Below are 15,576 nucleotides of genomic sequence, written 5' to 3' on the forward strand. Positions count from 1 at the left end.
CCGATATGTTTCGCGAGCATTGATTCACTTCGACTTCTGGTCAGAAAATAAGACGGAATTGGGACCGGACGGCCCGTCTGCGCCGCTCAGCCGTTCTTGCGGAACCAGTTATGCAGGTAGTCCACAAACATACGCACCTTGGCCGGGAGATAGCGGCGATGCGGATAGACCGCATAGATGCCGCGATCGGTCGGAAGATAATCGTTGAACAGCGTCAACAATTGGCCGCTTTCGATCGCCTTGCGACCGATGAAATCCGGAACGACGGCAACGCCGAGACTGTTCAGGGCAGCTCGCAAAGTCGCATGCGGACTGTTGACCTCGAGCGTGCCGGTGATGGCGACGTTGAAGGTGGTACTGTCGGCATCGACGAAGCGAATATTGCCTTGCGAACGGTTGTTGCTGTCGATGATGAAAGGCACTCGTGCAAGATCGGTCGGGTGCTCCAAGGCCGGATAGCGATCGAGGAATTCCTGGGTTGCGCAGAGATGGACGCGGAAATCCGAGATCTTGCGGGCGATCATGCCGGAATCCTCAAGCTTGGTGATGCGGACGGCCACATCGAAGCCTTCCTCGATCAGATCCACGAAACGGTCGTCGGCGGCGATTTCCAGTGCCAGGTCGGGATTTTCCTTGGCGAAATCGATCAGTGATTGCCCGACCTCGGCATCGACGAAGGTGCGCGGCACCGAGACGCGCAGCCGTCCCTTGAGCTGCTGGTTGTTCTCGCGAACGAGGTCGGCGAGATTGTCGATCTCCTTCAGGATGTCGGAGGCGGTGCGATAATATGTGTGGCCGGCTTCGGTCATGGAGAATTGGCGGGTGGTGCGGTTGAGCAGCAGCGCCCCGAGCTCGTCTTCGAGCTCACGGACATATTTGGAGAGAAGCGCCTTGGAGCGGCCGGTCTTGCGCGCGGCCGCTGAAAATCCTTCGGCTTCGACCACGTCGATAAAGGCGCGAATCCGGGTCAACGTGTCCATGGTGAAGTCTCCCGTTAATTGTTGCCGGATGTTGAACAAAACCCGCCGGTTTGTTCAATTATTTTTTTAGGACGCGGGTGAAAAATTTTCTTGATTATGACGGCGAATATACCTATTTCCCGATCAGCCCAAAGTCGCACGTGCCCGTGGGTGTCCGCCGATCCTCGATGTGGTGAGAAAATCGGTAAGGTACCTGGAACTAACCCCTCCAGTCGCTATTTCGGCCAACCGAAAAATGCGAGGACATCTAAAGCAACGACGGTGCGGGCCTTTTTGTTCTCTCCCGGCTTTCCATCAGCCGGGGTTACTGAAGAGGCACACCTTCATTGCCGGAAGTGCGGTTGGGATAATCCCTCCAATCCATGGCAGACAAAGCGAATTAGCGCCGCTTGCGGCACTCGTTCATCATCCGCGCTTCGCGCATTTGCACGGTACCGGGGTCTCCACCGGCTGGTTCCTGAGCGAATGAGCGTCGCCCTTTGTCCTCTGGGTTTTCCCCGGAGCTATTGGAATTGAAAGGGAATTGACATGACCACGCAACGTATTCGCGACTTTCTCGCTACCCGACGTCCGGACGGTCCCTGCCTGGTGGTTGATCTCGATGTCGTCCGCGACAATTTTCGTGCCTTTCGTCATGCCATGCCGGACAGCGCCATCTACTATGCCGTCAAGGCCAACCCGGCTCCGGAAGTGCTGCGCCTGCTCGCAAGCCTCGGTTCCAACTTCGATTGCGCGTCCGTCGCCGAAATCGAAATGGCGCTCGACGCCGGCGCGACCGCTGCCCGCATCTCCTTCGGCAACACGATCAAGAAGGAGCGCGATATCGCCCGTGCGCATGCGCTCGGCATTAGCCTCTTCGCCGTCGACAGCCACGAGGAAGTCGAGAAGATTTCGCGTGCCGCTCCCGGCGCCCGTGTGTTCTGCCGCGTCCTGACGGATGGCGAAGGCGCCGAATGGCCGCTGTCGCGCAAGTTCGGCTGCGTCCCGCAGATGGCTGTCGACGTGCTCGTCTATGCCCATCAGCTGGGTCTGGAATCCTACGGCGTGTCTTTCCACGTCGGCTCGCAGATGACCAAGGTCGATGCCTGGGATGCGGCTCTTGCCGATGCCAAGCGCGTCTTCGTCTCGCTGGCCAAGCAGGGCATCCACCTGCAGATGGTCAACATGGGCGGCGGTTTCCCGACCAAGTATCTGCGCGACGTTCCGTCTGCCGAAGCCTATGGCAAGGCGATCTTTGCGTCTCTGCGCGCCCATTTTGGCAACCAGATCCCGCACACGATCATCGAGCCGGGCCGCGGCATGGTCGGCAATGCCGGCGTGATCAAGGCTGAAGTCGTCCTGATTTCGAAGAAGTCGGACAATGATGCCGCTCGCTGGGTCTTCCTCGACATCGGCAAGTTCGGCGGTCTCGCCGAAACCATGGACGAGGCGATCCGCTACCCGATCCGCACCGAGCGCGACGGCGACGAGATGGAAGCCTGCGTCATCGCCGGCCCGACCTGCGACTCCGCTGACGTGCTCTACGAGAAGAACCTCTATCCGCTGCCGGTGACGCTCACCATCGGCGACGAGGTCCTGATCGAAGGCACCGGCGCCTACACCACGACCTATTCGGCTGTGGCGTTCAACGGTTTCGATCCGCTGAAGGCCTACATCATCTAAGGTCTGACTTTGCCGACCCCGTAATCAGCCGGGGCGGCACCCTCACAATTATTTGTCACCACCGCTGATAACGGTATTGGGCAACGGGAGGCCGAGATGGCCGCTGTTCTTGATTCTGTCCGCGCATTCTTTGCGCCCACTACTTTCACACTCGACCTGGAAAACGCAGGCGACGTCGTTGCTCGCGAAAATCTGCTCGATCGCGCCATGGGCGCCGACCGCCGCAAGAAGTCGTCGGAAAAGCTGCGCCGGGGCCGCGTTCCGGCCGAAGGTCTGGCACTGGTCGCGCGCGATCGCACCGGCCACGTCATCGGCACGGTTCGCCTATGGAACGTCGAAGCTGGCGTCGATCGCGAGACCCGTCCGGTCGATGCGCTGCTGCTCGGTCCGCTGGCCGTCGATCCTGCGTATGAAGGCAAGGGTATGGGCTCGGCGCTGATGCGCGCCGCCATCCTGGAAGCCAAGAAGCGCGGCCATGGCGCCATCCTGCTCGTCGGCGATGCACCCTATTACGAGCGTTTCGGCTTCTTTGCCGAAAAGACCCGCCATCTGGTGATGCCAGGCCCGTTCCAGCGCGAGCGCTTCCTCGCTCTTGAACTCAAGGAAGGCTGGCTCAACGGCGCTGCCGGCATGATCGTCGCCAGCGGTCGCAAGCTGGCCCAGCCGCCTGTCGCAAGGGCCGCCTGAGACGCCGAGGCTGCCTCGCAAACCGCAGCGAGACAGCCTCAATTTGCTATGTTGAATTAAGAGAACCGCAAGCGGCCTGTCGTATCCTCGAACTCTCAGAGGGTCGACAAGGGACGACGTCATCATGGTGCTGGATCTGCGGACGATCTATGTTGTCTGTGGTTTCGCTTGTCTTGTGCTGGGCTGCGTGCAGCTTCTCGCGTTTGCGACGGGACGGTTCGAACGCTGGCCTCTGTGGTGGGGCGGAAGCAATGTGCTGTTGGGCCTTGGCTCTCTCGGCGTCGCCTTGCGCGATATCGCTCCGGATTTCATAACGGTCGGCGTGGCGAACAGCCTGACGCTGGCGGGTTACGTAGCCTTGCTCGCGGCTATCAAGATCTTTGCCGGAAAACCCATCGATTTACGGGGCTATGCTGCCGTCATCGCCATCGGCTCATTGCCCTTGTTTCTCGTTTTCGATGACGGCGCCAGCTATTTGCCGCGCATCGCCTATCTCTCCTTCATCTTCAGTTTCTGCGATCTCGCGATCATGCGTGAGGGATACAGGCTTGTCCGGCGCGAGACTTTGGCTTCCGGCTGGATCCTCGTTGGCCTTTTTGCCCCGACATCGTTGATCTTTGCGGGACGGGCAACGCTTGCCCTCCTGGGCCGGCTGGGTGGCGACGGCCTGTTCGACAAACCCAGCGGCGATCAGTGGCTGGCGCTGACGGCCGCGGTTTTCATCTGCCTGCGCGGCATCACCATTGTTCTGATGGCTTCCGAGCGCAACCGTAACAAGCTGATCGAGCTTGCCCATCACGATCCGCTGACCGGCGCGATGAACCGCAGCGGTCTTGCCAGCGCCTATACGCGGCTGGCCGGAAGGCTGCCCGTTGCCGTGTTCCTGATCGACATCGATCATTTCAAAACGCTCAACGACAGCCATGGCCATGCGGTGGGGGATCGCATCCTCAGTCTCTTCGTGCAGGTGGCGAAATCGCAGCTTGGCGTCCGAGGCATCGTGGCACGTCAGGGCGGGGATGAATTCGTGCTCGTCGTCGAATACACCGCGGCGGACGAGGCGGTGCGACTGGCGCAACGCATTCGTGCAGCCTTCGCCGATGCCATGTCGCGGGAAAGCGACCTACAGGTCTCGCCGACTTTGTCGATCGGTATTGCCGAGGGCCGCAACAGCCTCGAACGGCTCCTGGAACGAGCTGACGAAGCCGTTTATCGCGCCAAGCGCAACGGGCGGGATCGCGTCGAGTTTCAGACCCAGCCCAAAGAAGCCGTTGAAAAAGCGGCTTAATTCGCCGCCTTCACACTTTCCTTCGCAGGGTCGTAACCGTCCGTCAGCGTCTTCAGGAATGCGACGACATCGGCGATCTCGACGTCGTTGAGCGCCGGTGCGTCGCCGAGCTTGCGGTTCATCGGCGCGTCGATGACGTCGATATTGGCCCGGTACTGCTCAGGCAGATCGTTGTATTTCATCACCTTGCCACCGGCATCCTTCGGATAGATCTTCCCAGGATTGGTGTCGCGCTTGACGTAGAAGCGCGTCACGTCCTCGAGCGTGCGATAGACGCCATTGTGGAAGAAGACGTGGCGAGCGGCGACGTTGCGCAATGTCGGCGTCTTGAACAGCCCGCAATTCTGCGGCTGGGCGGAATAGGTGTCATTGCGCAGCGGGCCACAAATGCCGGTATCGTCGTAGTTCGGATCGGCATTGGCCGGAATGGCCGGATTGCGCGGCGCTCCCAGGGCTTCGAATTCGAAATCCGTGAAGTTCGGCATCTGTCCGTCGCCGGTCATCTTGTCGAGGTGACACGAGGCGCAATTGCCCTTGTTCGGATCGTCGAACAGCTTCAATCCCCGTGCTTCCGCATCCGTGAGCACCGCCTTGCCGCGAAGGTAATAATCATATTTGCTCGTATAGGGATGGAAGGACGGCTCCTCGATCTGGTAGCGGGCAAGGGCGAAGCCGATTTCGGCGATCGTCATGTCCTGATCGTCGAGGATATTCTTGCCGAAGAGTGCGGAGATGTCCTTGCCGTAGCCTTTCTTCAGCTTCGCATAGACGGTGGCCGCATCCACATTCGCCATTTCGAACGGTGAGATCATCGGCTGCAAAGCCTGCTCTTCCAGCGAATCCACGCGTCCATCCCAGAACATTCCGCCTTGCGGCACTAGATCCGGAGCGGTCGAATCGGCCTTGACGACGGCTTGCGCCGTCAGCGGCCCGGCTATGGCCGCCGGCGCGTTGGCGAGTGCCACGCCTGAAGCTTCGGTCATCGGCGCGGCTTCGGCAGCCTCGTCGGCAGCGCTTTCCGCCCCGACCGAGAAGGAAGGCGTCGACATCTTGTAAGCGAGGCTCGGCACGGCGCGGATGCCCGGCTGGTCGAGATGCGGGCCGCCGAGCTGCACGGCGCGATCGTTGGCGGGCGCATAATGATTGCCGGGATCGTGGCAGGTGGCGCAGGACATCTGGCCGCCGCCCGATAGCGTCGGATCGAAAAAGAGCTGCTTGCCGAGCTGGGCGACGGCACTCAGCGGCGCCGGGCTGTCATAGCCGTCCGTGGCGGCAGCATTGGCGACCGGCTTGCTTGCCGCGCCAATGGCCGCACTCGCGAGCGATAGGCCCGCGAGTGCGATGAAGGGCAGGAGACGGCGGTCGATCTGCAAGGGCATTTTCGTCCCCCCTTTGTGCATCAAGAGGCCTGGTTGCCGGTCTTCGGATCGAGGATCAGCTTCGGCGTATCGCCCTTGGACCAGTCGAACATGGCCTTCAGCGAGCCGGAGATGGCATCGAATGAGCCGCCGCCAAGGCGGGCGCCGCCCATCCAGTTATCCTCGATGAAACGCATGACCGAGGTCTGGTCGGTCAGCGTGTGATCGACGAAGTTGACCTTGGAGTAGGGCGAGATGACCAGCAGCGGCTGACGCGTGCCGTAGCCGCAACGGCCCTGGGCCGGCTGTCCGCTCACACCGGGCAGCGGCGTGCCGGTCGAACAGCTGTCGCCACCTGTCAGCACGTCATAACCCTTGACGCCGAGTTTGGACGGATTGACGACTGCATGGGCGTGATCATACCAGCCATCGGAGTCGTCGTAGAGGATGATGATGGCGGTGTCCTTCCAGTCCGGCGAGTCCTGGACGGTGTTGACCAGCTGGGTCACGAATTCCTGCTCGTCGAGCGGGTCGGAATAGCCGGCATGGCCGTCCTGATAGGCAGGCGCCTTCAGGAAGCTGACGGCCGGCATGTTGCCGTTCTTCAGCGCCGCATAGAAGTCGGTTGTGTCGTACTGATGGTTGGCGGCGTCCGTGGTGCCGATCGCGGCCACGGAGGACGGGCGCGCATGCGTCGGATTGGCGGTCGAGGCGTAGTACTGGAACGGCTGGTGATGCGGGATGTAATCCGTGTAGTTGACCTTGGTGACGGTCGAGGTGGTCGCACGCTTGCAGCCGGTCGTGCCGTCGGGGTTGGTCAACGTCAGGTCGAAGCCGCCTTCGAAGAAGCCCCAGGTGATCTTGTGCTCGTTCAGCATGTCGCCGATGTTCTTGCCATACATCAGGGCCGTCTGGCCGGTCGAGCAGACGTCGCCTGTCGGGTCGAAATCGCTGATCGCGGTCCAGCCGCCGCTGCCATCGGGCACGATGCGCCCCTTCGAATAGGTGCCGTCGCTTTCCAACGTGTAGCCGGGCGGCAGGATGGCACCATTGGTCTGGCCGGAGATGAGGTTCAGGGCGCCGGGGGTCGAGGGGCCAAAGTTGGTAGAGAAGGAATTGTCGTTCAGTGCGTAATGCTGAGCGTAGTTCCAGAGGGCGGTGACGGTGTTGCCGTCATAATAGCCCATGACCTGGCCCTTCGTGCCGAAGGCGCCGGCCGCACCCTTGGTGCCCCTGCCGGTATTGGCCGGAAAGAGGTCCATGGCGAAATTGTTATAGGCGGCCTGCTCGGCAGTATAGCCGTGGTTCTGGGACTGGGTGGCCGCCTGCGTGCGATCGAGGCGGAAGGGGGCTGCGGCGTCGGCGCCGTTCGCCGTGTTGGTCTTGTTCGGATTGTTGTCCAGCAGGCCCGCATTTGCCAGCGTGTTGATGTCGGTCGGCGTGTTGTCGGCGGCCTTGAATTCCGGCTCGCCGGCGATGTTGGCGGCCTTGGGGTAGGTCGCGAAGTAATGGTCGAAAGAGACGTTTTCCTGGAAAATAACCACCAGGTGCTTGATCGGCGTTGCGGTATTCGGCGCGGGCGCCATATCGGCGGCGCCGGCGGTGGAACAGAGCGAAATAAGGGTAAGCGCGCTGCCGGCTGCAAGGGCGGCGCGACGCGAAAGACTGGTCATCGTCATATCCTCTTCGAGTGGGGGCATTGCTCCGGCGCTTGTTGCGCCGCGCCGGGCATAGAGAACTCTTTCGAGCTATCAACGGAGTATGACAGTTCCATGAAGGGGAGGAGGATTGCGCGCGTGAGGGGTGCGGCTGGGCGGCTGATTTTGCTGAGATGACGGAGAGGTTTGTATGCTGGCGAGACATAACGGCGCTGGCGATGCTACCTTATGTCACGGGCGGGGGAGGCAGCTGATCACCCGCCCTCGGGGGTCAAGACGGCCCCGTGGGCCTCCTCACCATGAGGGCTAGTTCTTCCCCACTTGGCGGCAAAGAAGGCTCAATCGTTTGTCGTGGCTCCGAACTCACCCCGCCTTATCCCGATGTGCGCAGCCCCTGAGCCTGTCGAAGGGGGCGGAGCCTCGAAGGAGGGGTGGCCACGATGGCTCGGAAACTAGAATTAGATATTCTGATCCATCGTTTCCGCCGGGATCTCGTCGGCTGGGTGGATGCGCACCACCGTGGCCGGGACGCCGGCAACGGTGCAGTGGGGTGGGACGGGCTTCACCACCACGCTGCCCGCCGCCACCTTGCTGAAGGCACCGACTTCGATGTTGCCGAGGATCTTGGCGCCGGCGCCGATCATCACGCCGTGGCGGATCTTCGGATGCCGGTCTCCGCTTTCCTTGCCGGTGCCGCCAAGCGTGACGTTCTGCAGGATGGAAACCTCATCCTCGATCACGGCTGTCTCGCCGATGACGATGCCGGAGCCATGATCGAGCATGATGGAAGAACCGATCCTGGCCGCCGGATGAATATCCGGGCCGAAGACGAGCGAGACGAGGTTGGAAAGCCAGCTGGCGATTTCGGTGCGGCCTTCGGTCCAGAGCGCATGGGCGATGCGGTGGGTCTGCAGGGCGTGAAAGCCCTTCAAATTCAAAAGCGCATGCAGATAGGTCGTGCAGGCGGGATCGCGGGTGCGCACGGCGACGAGATCGGCCTCCGTCGCTTGCAGAATTGCGACATGCCGCGCCAGCACGCCGGACAGCAGCGAAAGCAGATCGTCGTGCTCGATCCGGACGACGCAAAGCCGTGCGGCGAGCACATTGGCAAGGCTGTCTGCATCCGAGCGGCTGGCCAGGATCTGCGCTCGCAGCAGCGGGGCGAGCGTCGGCTCGCGCTCAGCGAGATCGGCGGCCTCGCGGCGGATCACATCCCAGACGTTTTCGGCTGGGGCAGGGGCATTTCCGGCAATTGCCGTTCCCGACTGAGGCATGATCCTGTCTTTCTGTTCAACCGGAAACGTCTACGACGCCGCAATCGCCGGCCTCGGAGGCAAAGGCGAGCAGCTTGCCGGATTTGCTCCAGCTCATCGATGTGATCGCACCCTTGCCCGGCCGGCGCAAGAGCGCTTCCTTGGCGTCGCCAAGACGGACCGCCAGGATCATGCCGTCGATGAAGCCGATGGCGAGAATATCCTCGGCGGCGTGGAATTTCACCGAGGTCGCCATGATGTTGGCGCGGGTGCCGAGCTCGAGCGGCGCCTTGCCCATCGGTCCGTCCTTGCCCTGGAAGGGCCAGACGATCGCCGCCGGCGCGCCGGAAGAGGCGAGCCATTTGCCCTTGTTGGACCAGGACAGGGATTTCACCTTGGCGGGATAGCCCGTCATGCGCATGTGCCTGGCTTCGGCGCCTGGCTTGACATCCAGCTTCCAGCCATGCAGGGCGTTTTCCTGCATGGTTGTCACGATGAACTGGCCGTCCGGCGAGAAAGTGACGCCGGTATGGGCGCCCTTCCATTCCAGATTGACCGGCTGCGCGCTCATGCCGACCCAGTGAAGCGACACGCCGTTGTAGCGGGCGACGGCGATGCGCAAGCCCTTGGGAGCGAAGGCGATGCCCTCGACCGTGCGTTCTTCCGGAAACTCCTTCGTCGTGCCGTCGGACAGCCGCACGAAGGTGCTCTTTCCATAGGAGTAGGCCACCGCACCCTGCGGACCGGCGGCAATCTGCCCGATCCATTTGCGCGGGACCTCGGCCAGAACCGTCACACTGCCATCGGCCGCAATCCGCAGGACTTTACCGTCCTCGCCACCGGAAATCAGGCTGTCGCTATGGGGGTCGCGAATGCAGGTCAGCATGCCCCGATGTGCCTCGGTGACCTTGTCTCCACCTTCCAGGCGATGGATTGCGCCGGCGGCGCTGGCGAAGAAGGGGGTGTCCCCCAAAAATTCGACGGCCAGAACGTGGCCGTCGATATCAAGCGGAGCGACAGTCGGCATCAGGCAGACGCCTCGCAAGCCTTGAAGCTTGCTTCCAGCTTTTCGCGGTCGAGTTCGCGGCCGATGAAGACCAGGCGGCTCTCATGCTTTTCGCCATCCTTCCAGGCACGCTGATGGTCGCCCTCGATGATCATGTGCACGCCTTGGACGACATAGCGCTCCGGATCGTTCTTGAAGGCGATGATGCCTTTGAGGCGCAGGATGTTCGGCCCCTGAGTCTGCGTGATCTTCTGGATCCAGGGGAAGAAGCGCTCCGCATTCATCTCGCCGCCGCGCAGCGACACCGATTGCACGGTCACGTCGTGGATGGGCGAAGGGGCGTGGCTATGGTGGTCGTGGTCATGATCATGGTGGTGATGGTCGTGGCCATGATGGTGGTGATCATGGTCGTGATGGTCATGATCGCAATCCGGGCCGCAGACATGGTCGTCATGGCCGTGCTCGAGGAAATGCGGGTCGTTTTCGAGAGCCCGTTCCAGATTGAAGGCACCCTGGTTCAGCACGCGGGCGAGGTCGACGCCGGAGCGGGTCGTCTTGTAGACGCGGGCGGCCGGGTTGATCGCGCGGACGATGTCCTCGATCTGGGCCAACTCGGCCGGCGATACGAGATCGGACTTGTTGATGACGACAACGTCAGCAAAAGCGATCTGGTCTTCGGCCTCGCGGCTGTCCTTCAAGCGCAGCGGCAGGTGCTTGGCGTCGACAAGCGCAACGACGGCGTCGAGTTCGGTCTTGGCGCGGACGTCGTCGTCCATGAAAAAGGTCTGGGCGACGGGAACCGGATCGGCAAGGCCCGTCGTTTCGACGATGATGCCGTCAAAGCGGCCAGGGCGGCGCATCAGGCCCTCGACGACGCGGATGAGGTCGCCGCGCACCGTGCAGCAGACGCAGCCATTGTTCATCTCGTAGATTTCTTCATCCGACTCGACGATGAGGTCGTTGTCGATGCCGATCTCGCCGAACTCGTTGACGATGACGGCGTATTTCTTGCCGTGGTTTTCGGAGAGGATGCGATTGAGCAGCGTCGTCTTGCCGGCGCCGAGATAGCCGGTGAGAACGGTAACGGGAATGGGCTTTTGCGTGGCTGTTTCGGTCATGGGAGCCTCGAAATATGGAAGGTTGCCCCGGGGAGCGGACATTGATCGGGTTCCATATAAGGAGTTGGCAACGTCAGTTCAAAGGCTTTTGTATGTTATAAGATCACATTAGGTTTGGGATCAGGAGATTGGGCCGCGTGGTCAGGTCAGCGTCGTCACATCGAAGCTGTCGACATCCTCAAGCAGTTCGACAAGCCCTTGCACCGCATGCGCAATCAGCCTTTCGCCTTTTTCCGCTGTGGCGGCGCCAGCATTGCCGGTGACACCCTGAGTGCTCAGATCGGACATCTTCCAGCCGAATGCATGCGGCCCATAGGCTCGCAAGTGCTTGAAGCGCTGCATATAGTCGGACTGCAGGGATGGGAAATCCGCAGCCTTCGACATATCGACTTTTTCAGGATGCAGGGCAAGCATGACAGAAGTCTCGATATCGCCGCCGTGAATGTCGATGGCCTTGTCATCAGGCGCGATCAGTCCGTCCGGAATGCCGAAGCGGGTCCAGCTGGTTGCCACCGCCAGCATGGCGAAGCGCACGCGCGCTTCCGTCGCGACGATGGTCATGAGCGGTGAGTTTCCGCCGTGGGCATTGAGCATGACGAGTTTGCGGATGCCGAGCCCGCTCATCCGCTCGGCGATGCCGAGCCAGCGGCAGATGGCTTCGTCGAAGGCCAGGGTCTTCGAACCGGCGACGTCCATATGCTCGACGGAGTAGCCGACAGGCTCGACGGCCAGGAAGGTGACGGGTAAATTGGCGGGCAGGGCGACCTTCAGACGCGAGACGATGCCTTCGGCGATCAACGTGTCGGTCTCGAAGGGCAGATGCGGGCCGTGTTGCTCATAGGCGCCAAGCGGCAGCACGGCGATCCAGTTTGCCCGCTCCCGCGGCGTCAATGTCCCATCATTGTCGTCGAAACATGGCAAAGGATGCGCCATCTGAGGGTGTGCCTCTTGTTTATGTCAATAACCTGCGCAATGTCATAGCGTGATGGCGCATCGGCGAAAAGGTCAACGGAATCACGATGGGTAAGAAGAACAAGGTCGGGAAGAAAAGTAAGTCAGGTAAAAAGAAGGATCACCGCGACTACACGCTTGCCGATCTGTCGCCAGCATTGACGCAGGCGGCGCGGTCGATGCGTACGGTGATAACGCGGAGCCTTACGGCGAGCGGTCTTTATGCCGGGCAGGATGGCGTCATTCTCGCGCTCGCTGCAAGCGATGGCTTACCCGCCGGATCGCTGGCGCAGAAGCTCGGCGTCAAGGCGCCGACGATGACGCGTACGATCGGCCGCATGGAGGCGCAGGGCTTCGTCGAGCGGCGGCCGGATGCCGAGGATGCCCGATTGACCAAGGTCTATCTTACCGAAACGGGGCGCAACAGCGTCAGCGAGATCGAAAGCTCGGCGGCCAGTTGTGACGAACTCGCTACACGCGGCTTCTCCGAGAAGGACATCCGCTCGCTCGTGCGCCTGCTCAAGGCGATCGAAAGCAATCTCCAGGCCGGGGATGACGACGAGGACGAAGACGAATTTTGAGAATCCCCGAGAATTCAAGTTGCACGACGTGATTAAACCTTTTAATTAAATATTTTAAATTCCGGAATCGCTAAACGACGGAATGTGAATATGGCTGCGTTTCACGGGGAGGGTGCGCGTGGCGCAAAAGATAAAGCTTTCGACGATTGCGGAAACGCTTGGCATTTCAACAGCAACGGTATCCTTAGCCTTACGCGACAGTCCGCTGGTCGCGACCAACACGCGCGAAAAGATCAAGGATCAGGCTCGCGCGCTGGGTTATATCTACAACCGTCGCGCGGCCAGTCTCAGGACATCGCGGTCCGGGATCATCGGCGTCGTCGTTCACGACATCATGAACCCCTTTTACGGGGAAATCCTCAAGGCGATCGAAAGCGAGCTCGACCGCAGCCGCCACACCTTCATCCTTTCCAACCATTATGATTCGGTCGAGAAGCAGCGGACCTTCATCGAGACGCTGCTGCAACTCGGCGGCGACGGTGTCATCATGTCGCCGGCGATTGGAACGCCGCCCGAAGATTTCGAGCTGGCGGAAGAAAACGGCATGCCGGCCATCCTTGTGGCGCGCCAGATCGAGGCGCTGGATCTGCCGACCTTTCGCGGCGACGACAGCTACGGAATTTCGCTTGCGACCAACCACCTGATCAGCCTCGGCCATCGCACCATCGCCATGATCGGCGGCACGGACCAGACCTCGACCGGGCGCGACCGTTATCAGGGCTATGTCAATGCGCTGCGCAAGGCGGGCATCGAAGTCGATCCCGATCTGCGCATTCCCGGCGCGCGCTCCAAGCAGGGCGGTTTCGAGGCAGCCGTGCATTTCCTGTCGCTGCCGCAGAAGCCGACCGCGGCGGTCTGCTGGAACGATCTGGTCGCCATCGGCCTCATGAACGGCATTTCCCGCGCGGGTCTCGTGCCGGGACGGGACATCTCGGTCACCGGCTATGACGACCTGGAGGAGGCGGCGATCGCAACGCCTGCGCTGACCACCGTGTGGAACGGCCAGGCCGAGGTCGGAAGGCTTGCAGCCCGAGCACTTTTGGATAGGTTAGCGGGAAGCCATGAGCCGGATGGTATTCATCTTATCAAGCCGGAAATGCGCATCCGCCAGTCGACGACGCCCTACAAAGCTCGCCAGTAGCGCCGAACCGTTTCTCAAGAGGAAGATCCATGTCCGATAATCGCACTACCGTCCTCGTTCCGGGGAAGATACACCCGCGTGTTCTTGAAAGGCTTGGGAAGCAATTCGAGGTCGTCTCCGTCGATCGCACCGATGGGCCTCAGGTCGATGCGGACGTCGCGGCGCGTGTGCGCGGCATTGCGGTCGCCGGTGGCGTGAATGCCGCCTGGATCGATGCCTTTCCGCATCTCGAAGTCATCGCCAATTTCGGCGTCGGTTATGACGGCATCGACGTCAAGCATGCCGCCTCGAAGGGGATCGTCGTCACCAACACGCCCGATGTCCTGAACGATGAAGTTGCCGACACGGCGATCGCTCTTCTGCTGAACACGCTGCGGCAATTTCCGAAAGCGGAAAGCTGGCTGCGCGATGGGCGCTGGGTGAAGGATGGTGCCTTTCCGCTCTCGCCCTTCTCGATGAAGGGACGCCGAGTCGGCATTTACGGTCTCGGCCGCATCGGCCTGGAGATCGCGAGAAGGCTTGAGCCGTTCAAGGTGAAGATCGGCTATCACACGCGCTCGCCGCGCGACTCGTTGCCCTACGACTACTATCCGACCCTGAAGGAGATGGCTCAATCGGTGGATACGCTGATCTCCATCGTGCCCAAGACGCCGGAAACGCATAAGGTGATCAATGCCGAGATCCTTTCGGCGCTTGGACCGCGAGGCGTGTTCATCAATGTCGGTCGCGGTTGGTCCGTCGACGACGACGCCCTGATCGCGGCACTCTGCAACGGAACGCTCGGCGCCGCCGGCCTCGACGTGTTTTACGACGAGCCTAACGTTCCGGCCGGCTATCTCACGCTGCCGAACGTTTCGCTATTGCCGCATGTGGCTTCCGCCTCTGTGCCAACACGCGACGCTATGGCCGATCTCGTCGCCGACAACATCATCGAGTGGTTCGAAAAGGGCAAGCCGCTGACGCCGGTGCCGGAAACTCCGGTCAAGCCGCGCGGCTGATCAAACGGCTTTTTGCTGATGAGAAGCGGCGACGAGCCGCTCCTTGCTCGCAGCATAGTCGCGCACGGCGTCGCCGAATGCCACAAAGAGCTTGCGTGACGGCGAGTCCGTTTCCGCCCAATATTCCGGATGCCATTGCACGCCGACGGCAAAGGCCTTCGCGCCGATGACGGAGACGGCTTCGATCGTGCCGTCTTCGGCCAGAGCCTCTACCTGCAGTCTCGGGGCCGTATCGGCAATCGCCTGGCGATGCAGCGAGTTGACCCGCACTTCGCCCGGGCCGACGACGCGGGCGATGCAGGAGCCTTCCTTGACGAAAACGCTCTGGCGGATGGAATACATCGTATCGCGATCGACATTCTGCGGCTTGCGATGGTCCCAGATGCCCGGCTGTTCGTGGATCTCGCTTGCAAGCGTGCCGCCGAGGGCGACGTTCAGTTCCTGAATGCCGCGGCAGATGGCAAGCATGGGAATGGCGCGATCGATGGCTCGGCGGATGAGCGGCAAAGATGTCGCATCGCGTGCCGGATCGAAAGGACCGTCGCTCTCAAGAGCCTCTTTGCCATAGAGCGATGGATGAACGTTGCTGGCAGAGCCGGAGACGAGCAGTCCGTCGACGCGGTCCAGAATGGCGTCCGCATCATTCTCTGCTTCCAGCGCCGGGACGATCAGCGCCATCAGCCCCGCAGCCTTGACGGTGGCCTGGACGTATTGTTGCTGCACCGCATGCCAGGTCGCGCCGTCGAACTCGCGGATGTCTGCGGGAATGGCGATGATCGGTCTGGACATTCAAGGCTCCGGAAGATGCGAAACGATTATTCGTTGAGACCCCTGAATGATCATGATGTCAATCCGAGGGCGGATTATCCCGGCTGCAAATCTACGCGAAGAGCGC

The 15,576-nt window shown here is 61.3% G+C and carries 14 protein-coding genes; 6 read left to right on the forward strand and 8 right to left on the reverse strand.

The features are described from left to right. Nucleotides 1-86 precede the first annotated feature (86 nt). Complete coding sequence (locus FHT29_RS00970; RefSeq protein ID WP_037196324.1) at nt 87-980, reverse strand: LysR family transcriptional regulator; 894 nt, start codon at nt 978-980, stop codon at nt 87-89. 528 nt (nt 981-1,508) lie between these two features. Between FHT29_RS00970 and odc2 the strand changes: the two genes are divergently transcribed. The 3 genes from odc2 (at nt 1,509) to FHT29_RS00985 (ending at nt 4,617) form a co-directional block, all read left to right on the forward strand. Beyond that, entirely contained in the window at nt 1,509-2,642 is a 1,134-nt protein-coding gene (gene odc2 / locus FHT29_RS00975; RefSeq protein ID WP_037196325.1) for an ornithine/lysine decarboxylase, read from the forward strand. A 96-nt stretch (nt 2,643-2,738) separates the two neighbouring features. Then, a complete protein-coding gene (locus FHT29_RS00980; protein WP_168595335.1) occupies nt 2,739-3,329 on the forward strand; it encodes an N-acetyltransferase in 591 nt (196 codons plus the stop codon). Between the two features lie 124 nt (nt 3,330-3,453). Next, nucleotides 3,454-4,617 carry a GGDEF domain-containing protein gene (locus FHT29_RS00985; protein ID WP_168599009.1) on the forward strand — a complete coding sequence of 388 codons (1,164 nt, stop codon included), beginning with the start codon at nt 3,454-3,456 and terminating at the stop codon, nt 4,615-4,617. Here FHT29_RS00985 and FHT29_RS00990 read toward each other — a convergent pair. From FHT29_RS00990 to FHT29_RS01015, 6 genes are all read right to left on the reverse strand, one after another. Next, complete coding sequence (locus tag FHT29_RS00990; protein ID WP_047555440.1) at nt 4,614-5,996, reverse strand: cytochrome c peroxidase; 1,383 nt, start codon at nt 5,994-5,996, stop codon at nt 4,614-4,616. The two genes, FHT29_RS00985 and FHT29_RS00990, sit on opposite strands and share 4 nt — an antisense overlap. Before the next feature lie 20 nt (nt 5,997-6,016). Beyond that, on the reverse strand, nt 6,017-7,648 hold the full coding sequence (locus FHT29_RS00995) for an alkaline phosphatase family protein (RefSeq protein ID WP_168599010.1): 1,632 nt from the start codon (nt 7,646-7,648) through the stop codon (nt 6,017-6,019). Nucleotides 7,649-8,091: 443 nt separating this feature from the next. Then, a complete protein-coding gene (gene cysE, locus FHT29_RS01000) occupies nt 8,092-8,907 on the reverse strand; it encodes a serine O-acetyltransferase (protein WP_168599011.1) in 816 nt (271 codons plus the stop codon). A 16-nt stretch (nt 8,908-8,923) separates the two neighbouring features. After that, a complete protein-coding gene (locus tag FHT29_RS01005; RefSeq protein WP_168599012.1) occupies nt 8,924-9,913 on the reverse strand; it encodes a WD40 repeat domain-containing protein in 990 nt (329 codons plus the stop codon). Then, nucleotides 9,913-11,010 carry a GTP-binding protein gene (locus FHT29_RS01010; protein WP_047555302.1) on the reverse strand — a complete coding sequence of 366 codons (1,098 nt, stop codon included), beginning with the start codon at nt 11,008-11,010 and terminating at the stop codon, nt 9,913-9,915. The genes FHT29_RS01005 and FHT29_RS01010 overlap by 1 nt, the downstream gene beginning before the upstream one ends. A gap of 141 nt (nt 11,011-11,151) precedes the next feature. Next, nucleotides 11,152-11,943 (reverse strand): creatininase family protein, encoded by a 792-nt coding sequence (locus tag FHT29_RS01015; RefSeq protein WP_047555303.1) that lies wholly within the window; start codon nt 11,941-11,943, stop codon nt 11,152-11,154. Between the two features lie 86 nt (nt 11,944-12,029). Here FHT29_RS01015 and FHT29_RS01020 point away from each other — a divergent pair, with 86 nt between their 5' ends. The 3 genes from FHT29_RS01020 (at nt 12,030) to FHT29_RS01030 (ending at nt 14,681) form a co-directional block, all read left to right on the forward strand. Further along, the gene (locus tag FHT29_RS01020) at nt 12,030-12,542 is read left to right on the forward strand and encodes a MarR family winged helix-turn-helix transcriptional regulator (RefSeq protein ID WP_037196332.1); all 513 of its coding nucleotides are present in this window, start codon (nt 12,030-12,032) and stop codon (nt 12,540-12,542) included. 118 nt (nt 12,543-12,660) lie between these two features. After that, the gene (locus FHT29_RS01025) at nt 12,661-13,683 is read left to right on the forward strand and encodes a LacI family DNA-binding transcriptional regulator (RefSeq protein WP_037196333.1); all 1,023 of its coding nucleotides are present in this window, start codon (nt 12,661-12,663) and stop codon (nt 13,681-13,683) included. Between the two features lie 29 nt (nt 13,684-13,712). Then, nucleotides 13,713-14,681 (forward strand): 2-hydroxyacid dehydrogenase, encoded by a 969-nt coding sequence (locus tag FHT29_RS01030; RefSeq protein WP_047555304.1) that lies wholly within the window; start codon nt 13,713-13,715, stop codon nt 14,679-14,681. On the opposite strand, the gene FHT29_RS01035 is transcribed toward FHT29_RS01030, so the two are convergent. After that, nucleotides 14,682-15,470, reverse strand: coding sequence for a gamma-glutamyl-gamma-aminobutyrate hydrolase family protein (locus FHT29_RS01035; protein ID WP_047555305.1), 789 nt, complete (start codon nt 15,468-15,470; stop codon nt 14,682-14,684). Nucleotides 15,471-15,576 lie beyond the last annotated feature (106 nt).

This window comes from Rhizobium sp. SG741, assembly GCF_012275435.1.
GTDB classification, from domain to species: domain Bacteria; phylum Pseudomonadota; class Alphaproteobacteria; order Rhizobiales; family Rhizobiaceae; genus Rhizobium; species Rhizobium lusitanum.

What these genes read in the sequence shown, in the direction of transcription:
- FHT29_RS00970 (WP_037196324.1), bottom strand. Translation starts at nt 980, where the DNA reads ATGGACACGTTGACCCGGATTCGCGCCTTTATCGACGTGGTCGAAGCC.
- FHT29_RS01015 (WP_047555303.1), bottom strand. Translation starts at nt 11,943, where the DNA reads ATGGCGCATCCTTTGCCATGTTTCGACGACAATGATGGGACATTGACG.
- FHT29_RS00985 (WP_168599009.1), top strand. Translation starts at nt 3,454, where the DNA reads ATGGTGCTGGATCTGCGGACGATCTATGTTGTCTGTGGTTTCGCTTGT.
- cysE (WP_168599011.1), bottom strand. Translation starts at nt 8,907, where the DNA reads ATGCCTCAGTCGGGAACGGCAATTGCCGGAAATGCCCCTGCCCCAGCC.
- FHT29_RS00995 (WP_168599010.1), bottom strand. Translation starts at nt 7,648, where the DNA reads ATGACCAGTCTTTCGCGTCGCGCCGCCCTTGCAGCCGGCAGCGCGCTT.
- FHT29_RS01020 (WP_037196332.1), top strand. Translation starts at nt 12,030, where the DNA reads ATGGGTAAGAAGAACAAGGTCGGGAAGAAAAGTAAGTCAGGTAAAAAG.
- FHT29_RS01035 (WP_047555305.1), bottom strand. Translation starts at nt 15,470, where the DNA reads ATGTCCAGACCGATCATCGCCATTCCCGCAGACATCCGCGAGTTCGAC.
- FHT29_RS01005 (WP_168599012.1), bottom strand. Translation starts at nt 9,913, where the DNA reads ATGCCGACTGTCGCTCCGCTTGATATCGACGGCCACGTTCTGGCCGTC.
- FHT29_RS01010 (WP_047555302.1), bottom strand. Translation starts at nt 11,010, where the DNA reads ATGACCGAAACAGCCACGCAAAAGCCCATTCCCGTTACCGTTCTCACC.
- FHT29_RS00990 (WP_047555440.1), bottom strand. Translation starts at nt 5,996, where the DNA reads ATGCCCTTGCAGATCGACCGCCGTCTCCTGCCCTTCATCGCACTCGCG.
- FHT29_RS00980 (WP_168595335.1), top strand. Translation starts at nt 2,739, where the DNA reads ATGGCCGCTGTTCTTGATTCTGTCCGCGCATTCTTTGCGCCCACTACT.
- odc2 (WP_037196325.1), top strand. Translation starts at nt 1,509, where the DNA reads ATGACCACGCAACGTATTCGCGACTTTCTCGCTACCCGACGTCCGGAC.
- FHT29_RS01030 (WP_047555304.1), top strand. Translation starts at nt 13,713, where the DNA reads ATGTCCGATAATCGCACTACCGTCCTCGTTCCGGGGAAGATACACCCG.